The sequence below is a fragment of the Enterococcus wangshanyuanii genome (assembly GCF_002197645.1).
GTDB lineage: Bacteria > Bacillota > Bacilli > Lactobacillales > Enterococcaceae > Enterococcus_L > Enterococcus_L wangshanyuanii.
The window spans coordinates 967,506-984,712 of the sequence record NZ_CP021874.1 but is presented as its reverse complement, the minus strand read 5'-3'; the positions used below and the strand labels follow the sequence as shown (position 1 = coordinate 984,712).

Annotated in this window: 14 protein-coding genes, 13 tRNA genes and 1 rRNA gene; 26 read left to right on the top strand and 2 right to left on the bottom strand. The window is 38.4% G+C overall.

What is annotated here, in order from left to right; all coding sequences use genetic code 11:
• Window positions 1–59: 59 nt before the first annotated feature.
• The 16 genes from rrf (at window position 60) to CC204_RS04585 (ending at window position 2,267) form a co-directional block, all read left to right on the top strand.
• Window positions 60–175: ribosomal RNA gene (gene rrf, locus CC204_RS04660) — 5S ribosomal RNA — on the top strand.
• A 10-nt stretch (window positions 176–185) separates the two neighbouring features.
• Window positions 186–259 (top strand) — tRNA-Asn (locus CC204_RS04655).
• A 46-nt stretch (window positions 260–305) separates the two neighbouring features.
• A tRNA-Ser gene (locus CC204_RS04650) sits at window positions 306–394 on the top strand.
• A 15-nt stretch (window positions 395–409) separates the two neighbouring features.
• A tRNA-Glu gene (locus tag CC204_RS04645) sits at window positions 410–481 on the top strand.
• A 12-nt stretch (window positions 482–493) separates the two neighbouring features.
• Window positions 494–566, top strand: a tRNA-Val gene (locus CC204_RS04640).
• Window positions 567–575: 9 nt separating this feature from the next.
• Window positions 576–649: transfer RNA gene (locus CC204_RS04635), tRNA-Asp, on the top strand.
• 12 nt (window positions 650–661) lie between these two features.
• Window positions 662–734 (top strand) — tRNA-Phe (locus CC204_RS04630).
• A 4-nt stretch (window positions 735–738) separates the two neighbouring features.
• Window positions 739–819 (top strand) — tRNA-Tyr (locus tag CC204_RS04625).
• Between the two features lie 9 nt (window positions 820–828).
• A tRNA-Trp gene (locus CC204_RS04620) sits at window positions 829–899 on the top strand.
• 12 nt (window positions 900–911) lie between these two features.
• A tRNA-His gene (locus CC204_RS04615) sits at window positions 912–984 on the top strand.
• 32 nt (window positions 985–1,016) lie between these two features.
• A tRNA-His gene (locus tag CC204_RS04610) sits at window positions 1,017–1,089 on the top strand.
• Window positions 1,090–1,105: 16 nt separating this feature from the next.
• Window positions 1,106–1,177: transfer RNA gene (locus tag CC204_RS04605), tRNA-Gln, on the top strand.
• 34 nt (window positions 1,178–1,211) lie between these two features.
• Window positions 1,212–1,282 (top strand) — tRNA-Cys (locus CC204_RS04600).
• A gap of 16 nt (window positions 1,283–1,298) precedes the next feature.
• Window positions 1,299–1,382: transfer RNA gene (locus tag CC204_RS04595), tRNA-Leu, on the top strand.
• A gap of 228 nt (window positions 1,383–1,610) precedes the next feature.
• Window positions 1,611–1,874: a hypothetical protein gene (locus CC204_RS04590; protein ID WP_088269031.1), complete on the top strand. Its 264-nt coding sequence runs from the start codon at window positions 1,611–1,613 to the stop codon at window positions 1,872–1,874.
• Window positions 1,875–1,928: 54 nt separating this feature from the next.
• Window positions 1,929–2,267, top strand: a complete 339-nt coding sequence (locus tag CC204_RS04585; protein WP_236923176.1) for a hypothetical protein — start codon at window positions 1,929–1,931, stop codon at window positions 2,265–2,267.
• 193 nt (window positions 2,268–2,460) lie between these two features.
• Here the strand turns inward: CC204_RS04585 and CC204_RS04580 are convergent, their stop codons facing one another.
• A complete protein-coding gene (locus tag CC204_RS04580) occupies window positions 2,461–5,124 on the bottom strand; it encodes a sigma 54-interacting transcriptional regulator (protein ID WP_088269029.1) in 2,664 nt (887 codons plus the stop codon).
• Window positions 5,125–5,357: 233 nt separating this feature from the next.
• Between CC204_RS04580 and CC204_RS04575 the strand changes: the two genes are divergently transcribed.
• The 7 genes from CC204_RS04575 (at window position 5,358) to CC204_RS04545 (ending at window position 12,788) form a co-directional block, all read left to right on the top strand.
• A complete protein-coding gene (locus tag CC204_RS04575) occupies window positions 5,358–5,693 on the top strand; it encodes a PTS lactose/cellobiose transporter subunit IIA (protein WP_088269028.1) in 336 nt (111 codons plus the stop codon).
• A gap of 26 nt (window positions 5,694–5,719) precedes the next feature.
• Window positions 5,720–6,028, top strand: a complete 309-nt coding sequence (locus tag CC204_RS04570) for a PTS sugar transporter subunit IIB (protein ID WP_088269027.1) — start codon at window positions 5,720–5,722, stop codon at window positions 6,026–6,028.
• 17 nt (window positions 6,029–6,045) lie between these two features.
• Window positions 6,046–7,305, top strand: coding sequence for a PTS sugar transporter subunit IIC (locus CC204_RS04565; protein ID WP_088269026.1), 1,260 nt, complete (start codon window positions 6,046–6,048; stop codon window positions 7,303–7,305).
• Window positions 7,306–7,317: 12 nt separating this feature from the next.
• Window positions 7,318–8,364, top strand: a complete 1,047-nt coding sequence (locus CC204_RS04560; RefSeq protein ID WP_088269025.1) for a tyrosine-protein phosphatase — start codon at window positions 7,318–7,320, stop codon at window positions 8,362–8,364.
• A 152-nt stretch (window positions 8,365–8,516) separates the two neighbouring features.
• Entirely contained in the window at window positions 8,517–9,353 is an 837-nt protein-coding gene (gene licT, locus CC204_RS04555; RefSeq protein ID WP_088269024.1) for a BglG family transcription antiterminator LicT, read from the top strand.
• A 94-nt stretch (window positions 9,354–9,447) separates the two neighbouring features.
• Complete coding sequence (locus tag CC204_RS04550; RefSeq protein ID WP_088269023.1) at window positions 9,448–11,319, top strand: beta-glucoside-specific PTS transporter subunit IIABC; 1,872 nt, start codon at window positions 9,448–9,450, stop codon at window positions 11,317–11,319.
• Window positions 11,320–11,357: 38 nt separating this feature from the next.
• On the top strand, window positions 11,358–12,788 hold the full coding sequence (locus CC204_RS04545) for a 6-phospho-beta-glucosidase (RefSeq protein ID WP_088269022.1): 1,431 nt from the start codon (window positions 11,358–11,360) through the stop codon (window positions 12,786–12,788).
• Window positions 12,789–12,871: 83 nt separating this feature from the next.
• On the opposite strand, the gene CC204_RS04540 is transcribed toward CC204_RS04545, so the two are convergent.
• Window positions 12,872–13,336, bottom strand: coding sequence for a DUF3788 family protein (locus CC204_RS04540; protein ID WP_088269021.1), 465 nt, complete (start codon window positions 13,334–13,336; stop codon window positions 12,872–12,874).
• Window positions 13,337–13,588: 252 nt separating this feature from the next.
• On the opposite strand from CC204_RS04540, the gene ptcA reads away from it, so the two are divergent.
• The 3 genes from ptcA to aguA all read left to right on the top strand — a co-directional run bounded on the left by ptcA (window position 13,589) and on the right by aguA (window position 17,197).
• Window positions 13,589–14,614 carry a putrescine carbamoyltransferase gene (gene ptcA / locus CC204_RS04535; protein ID WP_227011256.1) on the top strand — a complete coding sequence of 342 codons (1,026 nt, stop codon included), beginning with the start codon at window positions 13,589–13,591 and terminating at the stop codon, window positions 14,612–14,614.
• A gap of 95 nt (window positions 14,615–14,709) precedes the next feature.
• Complete coding sequence (locus CC204_RS04530) at window positions 14,710–16,119, top strand: APC family permease (protein ID WP_088269019.1); 1,410 nt, start codon at window positions 14,710–14,712, stop codon at window positions 16,117–16,119.
• The gene (aguA, locus tag CC204_RS04525; RefSeq protein ID WP_088269018.1) at window positions 16,106–17,197 is read left to right on the top strand and encodes an agmatine deiminase; all 1,092 of its coding nucleotides are present in this window, start codon (window positions 16,106–16,108) and stop codon (window positions 17,195–17,197) included. Before CC204_RS04530 ends, aguA begins: the two co-directional genes overlap by 14 nt.
• Window positions 17,198–17,207: the final 10 nt, after the last annotated feature.

Sequence of the window (17,207 nt, the reverse complement as noted above, 5' to 3'; positions counted from 1 at the left end):
TACAAGCTTCAATCCAGTTTTGAGTGAATCATCACTCAATTAAATACAACAACACCCAGTGTGGTGGCGATAGCGAGAAGGATACACCTGTTCCCATGCCGAACACAGAAGTTAAGCTTCTTAGCGCCGATTGTAGTGAAGGGTTTCCCTTTGTGAGAGTAGGACGTCGCCGCGCTCGTTGTTATTCCGGCATAGCTCAGTTGGTAGTAGCGCATGACTGTTAATCATGATGTCGTAGGTTCGAGTCCTACTGCCGGAGTTCCTTAATATAGGATTTATGAGTAATAGTTGCTTCTTTTAACTCTGGAGAGTTGTCCGAGAGGCCGAAGGAGCATGATTGGAAATCATGTAGGCGGTGAACACTGTCTCAAGGGTTCGAATCCCTTACTCTCCGTATTAAGTTTTTGTTGGCCCGTTGGTCAAGCGGTTAAGACACCGCCCTTTCACGGCGGTATCACGGGTTCGATTCCCGTACGGGTCATTTATATTTATTGGAGGTTTAGCTCAGCTGGGAGAGCACCTGCCTTACAAGCAGGGGGTCAGCGGTTCGATCCCGTTAACCTCCATTAAATCACGGTTTGGTAGTTCAGCTGGTTAGAATGCCTGCCTGTCACGCAGGAGGTCGCGGGTTCGAGTCCCGTCCAGACCGTTTTATATTTTTGGCGCAGTAGCTCAGTTGGTAGAGCAACGGATTGAAGCTCCGTGTGTCGGCAGTTCGATTCTGTCTTGCGCCATTTTGGAGGAATAGCGAAGTGGCTAAACGCGACGGACTGTAAATCCGTTCCTTAGGGTTCAGTGGTTCGAATCCACTTTCCTCCATTTAAAAGTAGGGATATAGTTAAACGGTATAACTACGGTCTCCAAAACCGTCATTGTGGGTTCGATTCCTACTATCCCTGTTAAAATTTATGGCGATTGTGGTGAAGTGGTTAACACAGCGGATTGTGGTTCCGCCATTCGTGGGTTCGATTCCCATCAGTCGCCCTTAGTTTTAAATTTTTGCCAAGTGTTTTATGGCGATTGTGGTGAAGTGGTTAACACAGCGGATTGTGGTTCCGCCACTCGTGGGTTCGATTCCCATCAGTCGCCCTTAACTTTAAATTTTTGGGGTATCGCCAAGCGGTAAGGCAACAGACTTTGACTCTGTCATGCGTTGGTTCGAATCCAGCTACCCCAGTTTTTCTCTATTAGAGAAATTTACATTGCAATATGGCGGTATAGCCAAGTGGTAAGGCAGAGGTCTGCAAAACCTTCATCACCGGTTCAAATCCGGTTACCGCCTTGCAAAATTATTTCATGCCGGCGTGGCGGAATTGGCAGACGCGCTGGACTCAAAATCCAGTGCCCGCGAGGGCGTGCCGGTTCGACCCCGGCCGCCGGTATAAAAACTGTTAAATCATTGATTTAACAGTTTTTTTGTTTAGTAAATAGTTGTTGTTTATAAATACTATGAGCTAGCATAACAGCTTGAATTCATAACTAAAATAATATAATATTGGATTAATTCATTTTTTGGAGGTGAAATTATGATTTTTGCTCCTCTTTGCGAGTGCGATGTGCCTGATTTCCGTTAAAAAAATATTTTTGATATTAACGGAGGACTATTGATTATGAATATAGTAAAAGAAACATCTAAATTAAAGAAAGCCCAACTAGTAGTATCTACATTTGATTTATGTAATAGAAAGTATGATAAAAATCTTTGGGAAAATTTTTTAACACCAATGATTGCTGAAATTGAAAGTGCAACAACATTGGAAGATATACTTGATAATAAAAGAATTAAGCAAACTAAATTGTTTTATAAAGGTCTTGGGCTCGATCCTTCTCGTCACCGGCCTTCGTCAGATAGTTTATTAAGAAGAATAGTTTAGGGACAAGGATTATATCAAATCAATGCACTTGTAGATTTGAATAACTATCTTTCTTTGAAACTACATTTACCGATTGGCAGTTATGATCTATCTAAATTGAATAATGATCTTTCTTATATGGTAGCACGTAGGGATGAAGAATATGAAGGGATCGGAAAAGGCAAGATCGGAATCAGTAGTTTTCCTGTGTTGAGTGATTCACTTGGTCCTTTTGGTAGTCCAATTTCTGATTCAACTAGGGCGATGATTTCTCTTGAAACGAAAAAAGCGATGCTCGTGGTATATAGTTTTGGTGAGTCACCCTCTGAACTGCAGGCAATAAAAAGCGAAGTTGAACAAGCCATCAATGGCATATTTGGAACGACTGAAATCCAAACAACAATTGTGGTATAAGAGTGCTTCTGTATCTAAATATGCTGATTAGATTAAATGATGAATAAAATTAAAAAAAGATTCACTACCTTAATTTGAGATCTACTATAAAAGCCAACGTATATCCATACGTTGGCTTTCAATTTATAAGTAAATAAAAATAGCTGAGGCAATATCTATTTATATACTTAACTTAGGAGATAGTTATTGATTTTTAAAGAAAAGATTTATTCATAAAAAAGGCTGTGATATAGAAAATCTCATCTTTCGGAATATCGATCCCGTAATAAGTTTCCAACAGCTTTATATTTTGGGCTACTTTATAGATTTCTGTTTGATATTTTTCTTTAAAAGATTCTGTTCTAGGAAAAGTACTGACATTTTTCCCTAGAAGTAAACGATCGATCATACAGATTACATGGCAGGTCAAACCGACCTTGATTTCATATGAAAGAAGGGGCGTTATTTCTTCAGCCAGTGTTTCAACCCAGTCTCTAGTTGTTGAAATCAATTTTTCACCGTGAGGATAATTCAACATGTCCGTGATATTGAGACGCATCCCTTCAAAAGCAAGTTCATAGTCGATTAGTGCTTGAATCTTTGCAGTATTGGTTTCATTTAAAGCATCATTAATAGAAAAATGAGGGATACTCAATCCTAATTGAAACGTTCCCACTGCACAAATGATTTTACCAGTTTTATTTAAACTATTGACTGTTTTTTCTACTAAATCAGTATCAGCTACCTGTAAGGAAACAATCTCACATGCGCCTCCTCGTAAATTTAATCGAGAGCGGAGCATTTTTTTTATAAGTTGAGCAGAACCTTCGCCCGTTGAGCATAATGTTAGCAGATAGAATGTACGTTGTTCTAGCGTAATAGCCTCCTTTTGCTGATAAGTAGAAAGCCCTCTAATATTTACTGTTGATTCATATACTTCATTTAAGGTAGCGCCCAAAGCCGCTTTTCTGCTAGCCTCTAGAACATGTAATGTACTCACTAACTCGATACAGCGAATATCTGTAACGGTGTATTCCTTAAGTTCATCACTAAAATTGATCAATGATCCCATATCAACAAGTAATAAAACATCTTTTGGTTCTTTTTTTTGTTTAAGATAGTCTTGAATTCGAGCTAATATCACTATTGGATTTTCTTCGAGAGGCATATCAAAGCCTAACGCAATATCTTCGCCGAGCAGTTTGTTAACGACATTAGCCATGCTTGTTGCTGTTGTTTCCCCATGAGCAACAACAATGACTTCTACTTTGATTCGTTTTTTTGGTTTAGGTTCATCAGCTGTAAAAAATAGTGCTAAAAAACCAGCTTCATCCTCAGGTAACTTTACGCTAAAATCTGTTTCGATCACAGACAAACAGTGCAGCGCTGTCTCAAAGAGTTGCGGATGGCTATTTTTTATTTCATCGATCCTCGGATTTTTGATCGTTTGCCCACGTTTAATTCGTTGGATCGTATTGTATAAGTGAAGAGCAATCCCATAGCGAACATTATCAGATAAATAGCAATTTAATAAACGAGCGGCTTTTTCACATACCTTACCAGAAGTAGCAAGAATTTCAGAGCCGACGATCTGCTCTAAATTTTGAAGATCAGCAGATAAATCATTTGTATAGGAACGATAATAATTGGTAATCGTTGTGTCAATTATTTCAGAAGTTTGAGTACTGTCTAATCCAATTCGTTCCATATCATTCATTTTTTGTTCAATGATTTGATAAATATCATCACCTTTGTTGTCTTTTGAAATAAAAAGCGTGGTAGTCTCGTCATCAAAAAGAAAAAACCGATTGTTCATATTTGGTAATAGCAGCCAGATTTTTTGCCTTTCTTCAGCATTATAAAGACCTTCCCGAATATAATGAGGCAATTCATAACTGCTAATTTTTATTGCTTCTTCCTGCCGAACAATAAATTGAGAGTAAGCCTTCGCGCATAAAAGCTGGATATCTGCTTTTAATTGGCCGACGTTATTTGCACAATGATAACCTAATAAGGCGCGAATTGTATTTGTAGATACTTCGATCGGTGATTTCAGCTTTTTAGTTTCTTCTTGAAAAAAGGTTGAGATCAACGTCAACCGTTCTTCTAATCCCCGTTCCTCCAAAGTAGGAATATTGATCCTCATTGGGATTCTGCGAATGAATGTTTGAAGTAGATTTGAAGAAATATCTTCAGTTGTAGCACAAATCAGTAGCACTTGGGCCTTTCTTTCGCTAGTTGTTTCTCCTAATCTTCGATAGATTTCTCTATCTATGAAAGTGAAAAGCATTTCCTGACCTTCTGGTGGCAGCCGATGAATTTCATCAAGAAACAAAATGCCGCCATCGGCCTCTTCTAATAAGCCAGCACGGTCGCTGTCCGCTCCTGTATATGCTCCTTTAGACACACCAAAGATAGAACCTACAAGTAATTGGGGATTATTCGCATAGTCAGCACAATTAAATGTGATAAATTTAGAATCCGCTTTCAATTTATTCTGTGATTTTGCATAAGTAAAGATCAATTCTGCAAACATACTTTTCCCAACACCCGTTTCACCTGTTAAAAGGATATGCATGCCTTTTGGTGGGTACAAAACAGCTGCTTTAGCTTGTTCACTACAGTGAAACAGGCTAGGGCTTTTCTTAGTAAATGTATCTAAAATGCTTTCCTTACTTTGAAAGTTTGGCGTGGTTGAAAAGAAGTAAATTGGTTTGGTTCCAGTTTTTTTTGCTTTATTAAGCTTAACAAGCTGGTTTAGGTCACTGCTGACATTTGCTCTAGTGACCCCTAATTTTTCAGCAATTTCCATTGCCGTTGCCGGTTGGCTTTTTGTGTAAGTTGCAAGGATTTCAGCAACTTTGTCGATTCGTTTCATATTTCTTCCCCAGTCTTTCATGATTAATCTTTCAGTTTAAGTATAATGTTCGCAAACAGAATAGTCAAAGTCATGTGTTTTATTTTATGAAAAAGTGTTTGATAAAGTGTTTTGTTTTTTTAAGAAATGAAACACATGCAGAGGATTCTCCATAAGGAGTGTTAGTTGAGTGTTTGGCACGGAAATTGCTTTATAGAAAGATGACTAGGAGTTAATTGAAAGGAGAAGGTCAGATGATTTCAGAAACAGATGTAATGCAGATCATTGTTTACGCAGGAAATGCTAAATCATTGGCAATGAATGCAATTAAAGAAGCGAGAAAAGGGGCGATCGATACAGCAAAAAAAATGTTGGATGAAAGCAAAGATAATTTAAAAATCGCGCATCAACAGCATACGGATATTTTGCAGAATTTTGCCAACAATCCGGATGAGCCTGCTACGATGTTTTTAACACATGCGCAAGATCATATGATGGCGGCGATAACAGCTACAGATTTTACAAAAGAATTGATTGATTTACATGAAGAAATGCAAGAATTGCGTAATTTAATTAAAAAGAGTGCTTAAAAAATATAAGAGAAAAGGTGATCAGAGTGAAAATTACGTTAGCGTGTGCAGGTGGAATGTCTACAGGAATGTTAGTCAAGAAAATGGAAGAATATGCTTCTTCACAAGGAATCAATGCTGATATTTCAGCATGTGGTCTAAGTGAATTAGAAGAAAGAGTGACAGGATCGGATATTATATTACTCGGTCCGCAAGTTGGATATCAACAGGATGACGTGAAAAAAGAGTATCCAGATATTCCTGTTTTAGTGATCGAGATGATGGATTATGGAATGATGAACGGAGAGAAAGTATTCAAGATGGCACAAGAAGTTATTGCAGCTAAATCAAAATAGATAAAGGAGAATGACAAATGTCAGAAGTGAAAAAAAGTTCATTTATCAATGGGTTGAATGTGTTTGTCAATAAATTTTCAAATAATACATTTGTAAAAAGTATTGCTAATGGGATGATGATGACTCTGCCGATCACGATCGTTGGGAGTTTGACAACGATCATTGGGATGATTCCAGGTTTACCGGAAATCGTGACAAAAGCATGTTCGTTAGGTACTTCGATTTCAAGTAATTTGATCACGATTTATATTATTATTGGGATTTCTTGTGCGATGGCAAGAGAGAAAAAAGGGGACACGATCGCATCAATTATCTTGTCATTGGCTTCTTTCTTTGTTTTAACACCGATCACTGCTTTTGATATTGGCGGAGAAAAGCCTGCAATGGCGTATAAGCTGACTTATTTAGGTTCTAAAGGGATTTTTGTAGGAATGATCGTAGCTTTAGTTGTGACATGGCTATTTGCTAAAATGGTTGAAAAAAGAATTACATTTCGTATGCCGGAAAGTGTACCAACAGCTATTGCAAAGACATTTGAGGCAATCGTACCAGCTGCTATTATATTTATCGTTGTTATTATAATCAGTACATTATTTGCAGAAACAAGATTTGGGAATGTCCATGATTTTATTTATACTAATTTACAAACTCCTCTTGAATCATTGGGTGGCTCGATCTGGTCAGCACTATTCATTATGTTTTTATCTGAGTTACTTTGGTTTTTTGGGATTCATGGCAGTATGGTCGTTGGATCAGTGATCGCTGTTTTATTTACCTCACAAGCTTATGCTAATATGGAAGCTGTTGCTGCTGGAGAAGCTGCTACGAATATCATCAATTCATTTTTCTTAGATGCATTTAAAGGACCAAGAGCTTTGGCTTTAGCAGTGATCTTAGTCTGGATGAGCAAAAGCGAAAAATTCAAATCGATTGGAAAAATCTCATTCATTCCAAGTATTTTTGGGATCACAGAACCGATGAAATTTGGGATTCCGATGATCATGAATGCAGTCATCTTTATTCCTTTGACACTCTCAGCGGCAGTTTGTGTGGGCATTGCCTATATTGCAACAATCATTGGATTTTTACCGGTGATAAGCGTGAATGTGCCGAAAAATCTTCCGACATTTTTATCTGGATTTATGGCAGCTGGCTGGCAAGGATTAGTGGTACAGCTGATCCAGTTTGTTGTGGTACTATTGTTATATCTACCATTCATAAAAAAATTAGATAAACAAGGAGTCATTGAAGAAGCTGCAACGCTTGAAAATCAATAGGAGTGTGAGAATATGCAGATGCTGCAAGTTGAAAGAGAAGCAGATCATTTAAAAATCAATCTACCAGATTCAGTGAGACTTCCTGCTAAAGTATATTATAGTCGTGAAGATTCTATGACTGAATCAACAACTTCATTTCTAGAATTTAGAGAGGCAGGTTGGCAGATGTTTAAGGATCCTGACCCAAAAACACGTCTTTATTTTAAATTATTTTCGGGTTCTGATGTCTTTATTGGCGCTGAACGACGTTTACCATTAGATCATTTGTATAACTGTCGCGATCTAGGTGGCTACTATACAGCACGTGGTCAGATGACTCGGTGGGGTCTAGTCTTTCGCTCGGATGCTTTGCATCAAATCGATGAGGAAGAGCAAAAGTATATTGAACGGCTTGGAATCAAGCGAATCATTGATTTTCGTTCGCCGCAAGAAATAGCGAAAGACCCTAACAAGTCGATTTTATTGAGTGAAACAGTCAATTTTAATCCTCATGCGGATGTGGCTCAGCAGGCTAGTACCCAAACTGTATCAAAAAAAGATGAAGAAAAAATTGCTCAGCTTGAAGAATTGGTTCGTACAGATGCAGGAAGAGAACAGTTAGTAAAGAATCGCAATGTGATGAGTAAACAAATGGAACAATTGGTATTAGGTGAAAAAGCAGTCAATGCCTATCAACGATTTTTCTCGACATTATTAGAAGCAGATTCTGCACCATTGATTTTTCATTGTCAGGGCGGTAAAGACAGAACAGGTTGGGCAGCTGCGATTTATTTAAGTGCGTTAGGTGTCGATAAAGACCAAGTTTATCAAGATTATTTACTTACAGATAAGATGAATGCACCTAGAAATGCTAAGCGAATGGCTATTTACAAAAAATATACAGATAATGAAGACGTTCTTGCATTTTTATCCTCCTTGCAGTTAACTAAAAAAGAATATCTTGATGGTGCCTTCAATGCAGTTGAAAAAACATTTGGAACGATGGAAAAGTATTTGAAACTTAGCTTAGGTATAACGGATAAGCAGCTAGATCTTTTGAGAGAAAAGTATTTATATTAAAATGAATGGCTGTTTTTCTTGTATTGACAACGCTTTACTTTCATGTTTTAATAACAAGAGAAATGAAGATTGTTACTGATTTTTCAGGCTATACTTTATTTCTTTCATAACGTTATATTAGCTAGCTGATCGAATCTCATTGAGGAGACACTATGGAAGTAAAAAAAGTAATCAATAATAATATCGTCAAGTCACTCAATCTGGATGGCCAAGAAGTTCTTGTGATGGGGAAAGGTATCGGCTTTAAGAAAACAGTCGGCGATGTGATCGATGACCGTTTGATCGAAAAAATTTATACAAGTAATGCCGATTTAACAACTAATAAGTTAACTCAGTTGCTTTCGAATGTCCGCTTGGAGCATTTACAAGTAGCGAATGAGATTATTGGTTTTGCCAAAGTTTCTTTAGGAAAAAAATTGAATGAGAATATTTATCTGACATTGACAGATCATATCGACTATGCGATCGAACGACATAATAGCGGTTTACCGGTAAGAAATGCACTTTTGTGGGAAATCAAGCGCTTTTATAATCACGAATATTTGATCGGAAAAGAAGCGCTGAATATCATCTCCAATCGCTTGGATATCGCGTTACCAGAAGATGAAGCTGGATTCATTGCTTTGCATATCGTCAATGCTGAACTTGATTTATCACAAGTTAGTCAAGTATCTGAGATGACAAAAGTGATTCAAAAAATCATCAATATTGTTAAATATCATTATAAGACGGATTTAGATGAATATACGTTAAATTATGAGCGATTCATTACACATTTGAAGTTTTTTGTTCAGCGTTTATTTAGTGGAATAGAACTGGATAAGGACAAAGATGAAGGCTTCTTATTTATGTTAAAAGAAAAGTATCAGGAAGAATATCTTTGTGCTTTGAAGATTCGTGAGTATATAGGGAAAGAATTCGGTCGAGATTTAAAGGAGGATGAGATGATCTATCTCACGATCCATATTAGAAGAATTACAAACAATTAAAGGATTGTTACTGTGAAGAGCACAGGCTATACCTAAGAAAAGTTCTTTTTAAAAGAACGTTCTTAGGTATTTTTATTTTTAGGAGGAATTATTTATGAATTATCAGGAATTAGCAGATAAAATTATCGATAATGTCGGTGGAGAAAAAAATATTAGTGGACTGACTCATTGTGCCACTAGATTACGATTTAATTTGAAAGAGGAAAAAAAGGCTGAGACAGAAACACTGAAAAATATGGCGGGCGTAATGGGCGTTGTTTCAAAAGGTGGTCAGTATCAAGTAATTATCGGTAGTGATGTCGGTAGTGTATATAAAGAAATTTTGAAAAAAGTACCAACTTTGGATGGCCAGCAAGGGACATCAGTTGAAAAAGATGATCGGGGAGCGGCAGCTAAAGTCATCGATACGATCACAGGAATTTTTACCCCGATTTTACCAGCAATCACTGCAGCTGGGATGCTAAAAGCAGTATTGTCCTTATTAGTTGTTTTTAATGCAATAGATAAAACTGGACAAACGTATATCATTATTGATTTTATGGCAGATTCGGCCTTTTATTTTCTACCGATTCTTCTAGCTGCTTCTTCTGCACAGAAGTTTAAAACAAATATGTATTTAGCAATGATGGTCGGAGGAATTTTGCTGCATCCTAATTTTACAGGTATGGTGAATGCAATCAAAGAAGCTGGTGAAGGAAGTATTCATTTGTTTGGCTTGCCGGTCTCAGCAGTTTCTTATGGTTCTTCTGTGATCCCGATCATTTTATCTGTTTGGTTTATGTCGTATGTTGAACCTTTTGCGGATAAAATATCGCCAAAAGTGATCAAATTTTTTAGTAAACCATTGATTACTATTGCTATCGTTGGAACAGTTTCTCTTGTTGTAATAGGACCTATCGGTTATTTGATCAGTGATGCTATTTCAAATGGCATCAAAGCGTTGGAAGAGTTTAGCCCTTGGTTGGTCCCAACGATCATCGGCGCCTTCACACCATTGTTTGTTGCAACGGGTACACATTATGGGCTTGTTCCAATCGGTATCAATAATCGAATGACGACAGGCTATGACACAGTGATTTACCCCGGAATGTTAGCTTCTAACTTAGGGCAAGGAGCGGCTGCATTGGCTGTTGGTTTCAAAAGTAAGGAGTCATCTGTAAAACAATTAGCTTCTTCTGCTGGTTTGACAGGTTTATTCGGAATCACGGAGCCAGCTTTATATGGAGTGAATCTACGTTATAAAACGCCTTTGTATGCAGCAATGATCGGTGGCGGGATCGGCGGATTATTTATGGGGATCATGAGAGTGAAAAACTTTACTGGCGGTTCACCTGGTTTACTAACATTACCAAGTTATATTGGCGATGATACACTAAAACATTTGTATATGGCATGTATCGGCGCAGCGATCAGTATTGGGATTTCTTTTGTTGTATCATACATTTTATACAAAGAACCTAAGGTAGAAGAGCAAAGTGAAAAAAATGTTGTCAATGAAGTTCAAACGGATTCAACGACAAATGTTGTCAATCCGATCAAAGGTGAAATCACTCAACTCTCAGCTGTAGAAGATGGTATGTTTTCAGAAGAAATTTTAGGTAAAGGATTTGCAGTAAAACCGATAGAAGGTGTAGTTTACGCACCTTTTTCAGGAACTGTCACAGCTGTTTTTGACTCTAAGCATGCAATTGGTTTGACGAGTGATTCTGGCGTTGAGCTCTTGATCCATGTAGGAATCGATACCGTACAACTAGATGGTGATGGCTATAAATATTTTGTTGAAAAAGATCAGAAAGTAACAACAGGAGATAAATTATTGGAATTTGACTTAGAGAAAATCAAAGAAAAAGGGTATAATATCATTACACCTGTTGTTGTAACAAATACAGTCGATTTTGGAGATGTTATTACGTTGACAAGTCCATTGTCTGATCCAGGCGAGCAGGTAATGAAAGTTATACGGTAACGGATACCATTTATTATTATTCATTGGAGGAAAAAGACATGTCATTTAGAAAAGATTTTTTATGGGGCGGCGCAACAGCGGCCAATCAATGTGAAGGTGGCTATAACGAAGGCGGACGAGGCTTAGCCAATGTGGATCTAGCCCCTGTCGGACCGGATCGTTTTCCAGTGATCACTGGTGAAAAGAAAATGTTTGAATTTGATGATGAGCATTTTTATCCTGCACAAAACGCGATCGATATGTACCACCGCTACAAAGAAGATATCGCTTTGTTTGCAGAAATGGGCTTTAAGACCTATCGTCTATCGATTGCCTGGAGCCGGATTTTCCCATTAGGGGATGAGACTGAACCAAATGAAGAAGGCTTGAAATACTATGAAGATCTCTTCAAAGAATGTCGTAAATACAACATCGAGCCATTGGTAACCATCACCCATTTTGATTGTCCGATGCACTTAGTCGAAAAATACGGAGCATGGCGCAGCCGTGAAATGGTTGGCTTTTACGAAAACTTATGCCGTGTGATCTTCAATCGCTACAAAGGCTTAGTGAAATACTGGTTGACCTTCAATGAGATCAACATGATCCTTCATGCACCATTTATGGGCGCAGGCTTGTATTTTGAAGAAGGCGAAAATAAAGAACAAGTCAAATATCAAGCGGCGCACCATGAGTTAGTAGCCAGCGCAGTAGCGACAAAAATCGCCCATGAAGTCGATCCGGAAAACCAAGTCGGCTGTATGTTAGCGGCAGGAACCAACTATGCGTATACATGTAAACCAGAAGACGTTTGGGCAGCACGTAAAGCAGACCGGGAAAACTTTTTCTTCATCGATGTCCAATCTCGTGGCGAATACCCAGCATATGCGCTGAAGGAATTAGAACGTGAAGGCATCGAATTACCGATCGAAGACGGAGATCTGGAGTTATTGAAAGAGCATACAGTTGATTTCATTTCCTTCTCTTATTATTCTTCACGTGTTCAATCAACAGATCCAGCGGTCAATGAACAAACAGCTGGCAATATCTTTGCCTCAGTAAAAAATCCTTACTTGGAAGCAAGTGAATGGGGCTGGCAGATCGATCCGCTTGGCTTGCGTGTAACAATGAATGACTTGTATGACCGCTATCAAAAACCATTGTTCATCGTGGAAAACGGCTTAGGTGCCGTAGATACGCCCGATGAAAACGGCTATGTGGCTGACGATTACCGCATCGAATATTTAGCGGCACATATTCAAGCAATGAAAGATGCCGTGGAGTTAGACGGTGTCGATCTACTAGGTTATACAACGTGGGGCTGTATCGACCTTGTGTCAGCTGGAACAGGGGAAATGAAAAAACGTTACGGATTCATCTATGTCGATCGTGACAATGAAGGAAACGGCACGTTAAAACGTTCGAAGAAAAAATCATTTGACTGGTATAAAAAGGTTATTTCAACAAATGGAGAAGATTTGACAAATTAAATCCTTGCGATTTGAAAAAGGTTGAACTTGAGAGATAATCCTCAAGTTCAACCTTTTTTGTATGTTTTTATTATAAGTTTTTTTTAAATATATTCCTTTCTAAATTCTGCCAATACATAAATATCATTGAGCTGTGAACGTTCTGTAACATCAAAAATAAGTGGTAAATACTGCATTTTCTTCCCATTAGGTTTTGTATTGTTAATCAATTCTTTGGTTTGTTTTGACAGAGGTAGGGCGAGTAATTGAGCTCGAATTTTTTCAGAAAAGAAAAATGACACTTTAAAAAAGCCCTCCCAGATAGATAACCAAAAAATAGGCTTCACTTTTTCGTTTCCTCGCGTGCTGATCCATTTGAACTCACCCTTAGATAACCAAGCTTTTCCATCATTATAATAACGCCACTTCATCAATGAAATCTGATACTCTTTTAAGTCTTCGAGAAACCTAACATAAACATCAAAGGAGTGACCAAGTCCTTCAGCAATAAGATCGTCTGATGGTCGTATCTTAGGATCTCTTAATAGTTGTCGCGCCTCTTCAGTCATCGCATTTCCTCCTCGTCTTCACTTGATTTAATTAAAGTATAACATGGTAAAAATGAAAAAAGTATAGTTCTTGGACTGTTCTTGTGTGTAACGTGTTACGCAAAATGGAACAAGATACATGCTGCTTTTGACTTTATCAAGAACTGCGAAAACGCTTTAAAAATTATTTTCTAGGCGTTATGATTAATTCGTCAAAAGGAATACTCGAGTAGCCGACAAAAAATCAAGAAAAGATTGGTGGAAGACAAGATGATGAAAAAAAGAGATTTTGTAGACACAAATGATTTTACGAAAGCAGAAATCGATTATCTGATCCAGCTAGGTTTAAAACTGAAAGAATCGATCAAAAATGGTTATTATCCGCCGTTATTAAAAGATAAAACGTTAGGAATGATTTTTGAGCAATCTTCTACACGAACCAGAGTTTCATTTGAAACAGCGATGACACAGCTTGGTGGTCATGCCCAGTATTTAGCGCCTGGACAAATCCAGCTTGGCGGCCATGAATCTTTAGGTGATACAGCACGTGTGTTATCGCGTTTAGTTGATATTCTGATGGCTCGAGTAGAGCGTCATCATACGATCGTAGATTTAGCTAAAGATGCCAGCATTCCAGTTATTAATGGTATGAGTGATTATAATCATCCAACACAAGAATTGGGAGACATCATCACCATGACAGAGCATTTACCAGCAGGTAAAAAATTGAGCGATTGTAAAATCGTTTTTGTGGGAGATGCGACGCAGGTATGTGTATCCACGATGTTTATGGCAACAAAGATGGGGATGGATTTCGTTCAGTTTGGTCCAAAGGGGTTCCAAATCAAGGAAGAGACATTAGCGATCGGTCGTGAAAATGCGGCTGTTTCTGGTGGCAGCGTCTTGATCACAGAAGATGCCAAAGAAGCAATGAAAGATGCTGATTTTATTTATACAGATGTATGGTATGGCTTATATGAAGCTGAACTATCAGAAGAAGAACGGATGGCAGCGTTCTATCCGAAGTATCAAGTCAATAAAGAATTGATCGAATTAGCTGCACCTCATGTGAAGTTCTTGCATTGCCTACCTGCAACAAGAGGAGAAGAAGTCACCGATGAAGTATTGGATGCGCCGTATTCTGTTGTATTGGATGAAGCAGAAAATCGTTTGACTGCGATGCGGGCATTACTTGTTTACTTCTTGAATCCTTATCTAGATTATGCAGGTGAAGCAGTTGCGGCTCACTATGATGCTGAATTTGAATTGATGTTAAGAAATGCTGTTGTTGCTAAGTAATCTGAAGTGATGGTGAGAGAAAAGCATGGGATAAATCATTTTAGAACGATGCCGTGCTTTTTTCTAGCCGCTTTAACGAAAGGTGCGTACAAAACATGAAAGAAAAAAAGAAATTTCGGTTGTTTGACGCAGTTCTAATGGCTGTTGTAGTTATTTTAGTCGTTGAATCCGCTGCACCAGCAGCAGCTATAGGCTCATCACAATTTTTTTGGTGGGGGATTCTGTTGATTTTGTTTTTCCTTCCTTATGGTTTGATCTCTGCTGAGCTGGGAACGACTTACACTGGAGATGGCGGTATCTATGACTGGGTGAAAATGGCGTTTGGGCGACGTTGGGGTGCTCGCGTTGCTTGGTTTTATTGGATCAATTTTCCGATTTGGATGGCTAGTCTTGCAGTTCTTTTTACAGAGGTCATGGTTCAAATTTTCGGATTGAATCTTGGAACGCCAGCCTTGATCATCGGTCAGTTGATATTTATTTGGTTAGTTACCTTGATTAGCTGTTATCCAGTCAGTGATAGTAAATGGATTTTAAATATCGCTGCATTTGCAAAAGTTGCGATCATGGTTTGCTTAGGCGTTTTAGGTATTTATCATGCCGTAACAAAAGGCATGGCCAATGATTTTTCCGGTAAAGCTTTATTGCCAACATTCGATCTAAATAGCTTAAGCTTTATTTCAGTCATTCTATTTAACTTTTTGGGATTTGAAGTAGTGACAACTTTGGCTAGTGATATGGAGAATCCGAAGAAGCAAATCCCACAAGCGATTATCTATGGTGGCATCTTGATTGCTTTCTTCTATCTCTTTGCAGCATTTGGTATGGGAGCAGCCGTTCCAGCAGATCAATTATCTACCTCAGGAGGTTTGATCGACAGCTTTATCCTGTTAGTTGGAGGAATCAATCCGTTTGTTATTATCATTGGAATCTTGTTTATGTATACTTTAGCGGCAAATCTGATCTCTTGGGCTTTGGGAGTGAATTATGTAGCCTTCTATGCAGCAAAAAATCATGATATGCCTAAAATTTTTGCAAAAGAAAATCCTAAAAATGATATGCCAGTCGGCGCTTCTGTGATCAATGGTATCGTGGCCTCGCTTTTAGTTATCGCAGCACCTTTTATTCCAAATGAAAATATTTTCTGGGCCTTCTTTGCCTTAAATGTGGTCGCACTTTTACTATCTTATATTATGATGTTTCCGGCATTTCTGAAATTGCGGAAAATAGATCCGAACAAAGAACGCCCATTTAAAGTGCCTGGCGGTCCAGTTCTATTAAAGATCATGGCATATGTTCCTTTAGTTTTATTAGTGATCACGTTATTTTTCTCTACGATTCCTTTATCAAGTAGTGAGTTTAGTGAGAAAATTCCTATTTTGATTGGGACGGTCGCAGCCGCACTTATTGGCGAATGCTGTATCCGTTTAGGAGATAAAGAATACAATAAAAAGCAGATGATAAAACAAAATCAGCAAAAGGAGAGTTTAGAGCATGAAAACAATTGATAGTTCGCCAAAAAAAGATGGTTTCCGTATGCCGGGAGAATTTGAAGCACATCAGGGTGTTTATATTTTATGGCCGGAACGCCCTGATAACTGGCGTAATGGTGGTAAACCAGCACAAAAGGTCTTTGTTGATGTAGCAGTCGCAATCAGCGAATTTGAACCGGTAACCGTTGGTGTATCAGCTGAACAATATGATAACGCCCGCCATATGCTCCCAGAAGAAGTCCGTGTCGTTGAAATTGCTAATGATGATGCCTGGGTTCGTGATTGCGGTCCGACCTTTGTCAAAAACGACGAAGGAGAAGTGCGCGGCGTTGATTGGACGTTCAATTCCTGGGGTGGATTAGTAGACGGCTTGTATTTTCCATGGGATAAAGATGATCAAGTCGCGCAAAAGATGTGTGAGATCGAATGGAAAGACCGTTATCGTCTAAATGATTTTGTATTAGAAGGCGGATCGATCCACGTTGATGGTGAGGGCACTTTGATCACGACTGAAGAATGTTTGTTATCTGAAGGCAGAAATGCCCAATTATCAAAAGAACAAATCGAACAGGTTTTAAAAGAATATCTTTCTTTAGAAAAAATCATTTGGCTGAAACGCGGAATTTACTTAGATGAAACCAATGGGCATGTCGATAATATTATCAATATCGTCAAGCCTGGTGAAGTTGTATTAGCTTGGACAGATGACGAAAATGATCCGCAATATGAAATTTCAAAAGAGTGTCTGGAGATTTTAGAAAATGAAACAGATGCGAAAGGCCGTAAGCTGGTTGTGCATAAATTGCATGTGCCAAAACCGATCCTGATTACAGAAGAAGAAAGTTTGGGTGTTGATGCAGTTGCTGGAACATTACCTAGAGAAAAAGGAGATCGCTTGGCCGCCAGCTATGCCAATTATTACACAGCAAATGGCGGAGTGATCGTTCCCGTATTTGATGATCCGAATGATGAAAAAGCCTTAAAGTTACTACAAGAATTATATCCGGATAGAAAAATCGTTGGGGTTCCTGCCCGCGAAATTCTCTTGGGTGGCGGTAATATTCATTGTATCACACAACAAGTTCCGAAGTGAGGTAGAAAAA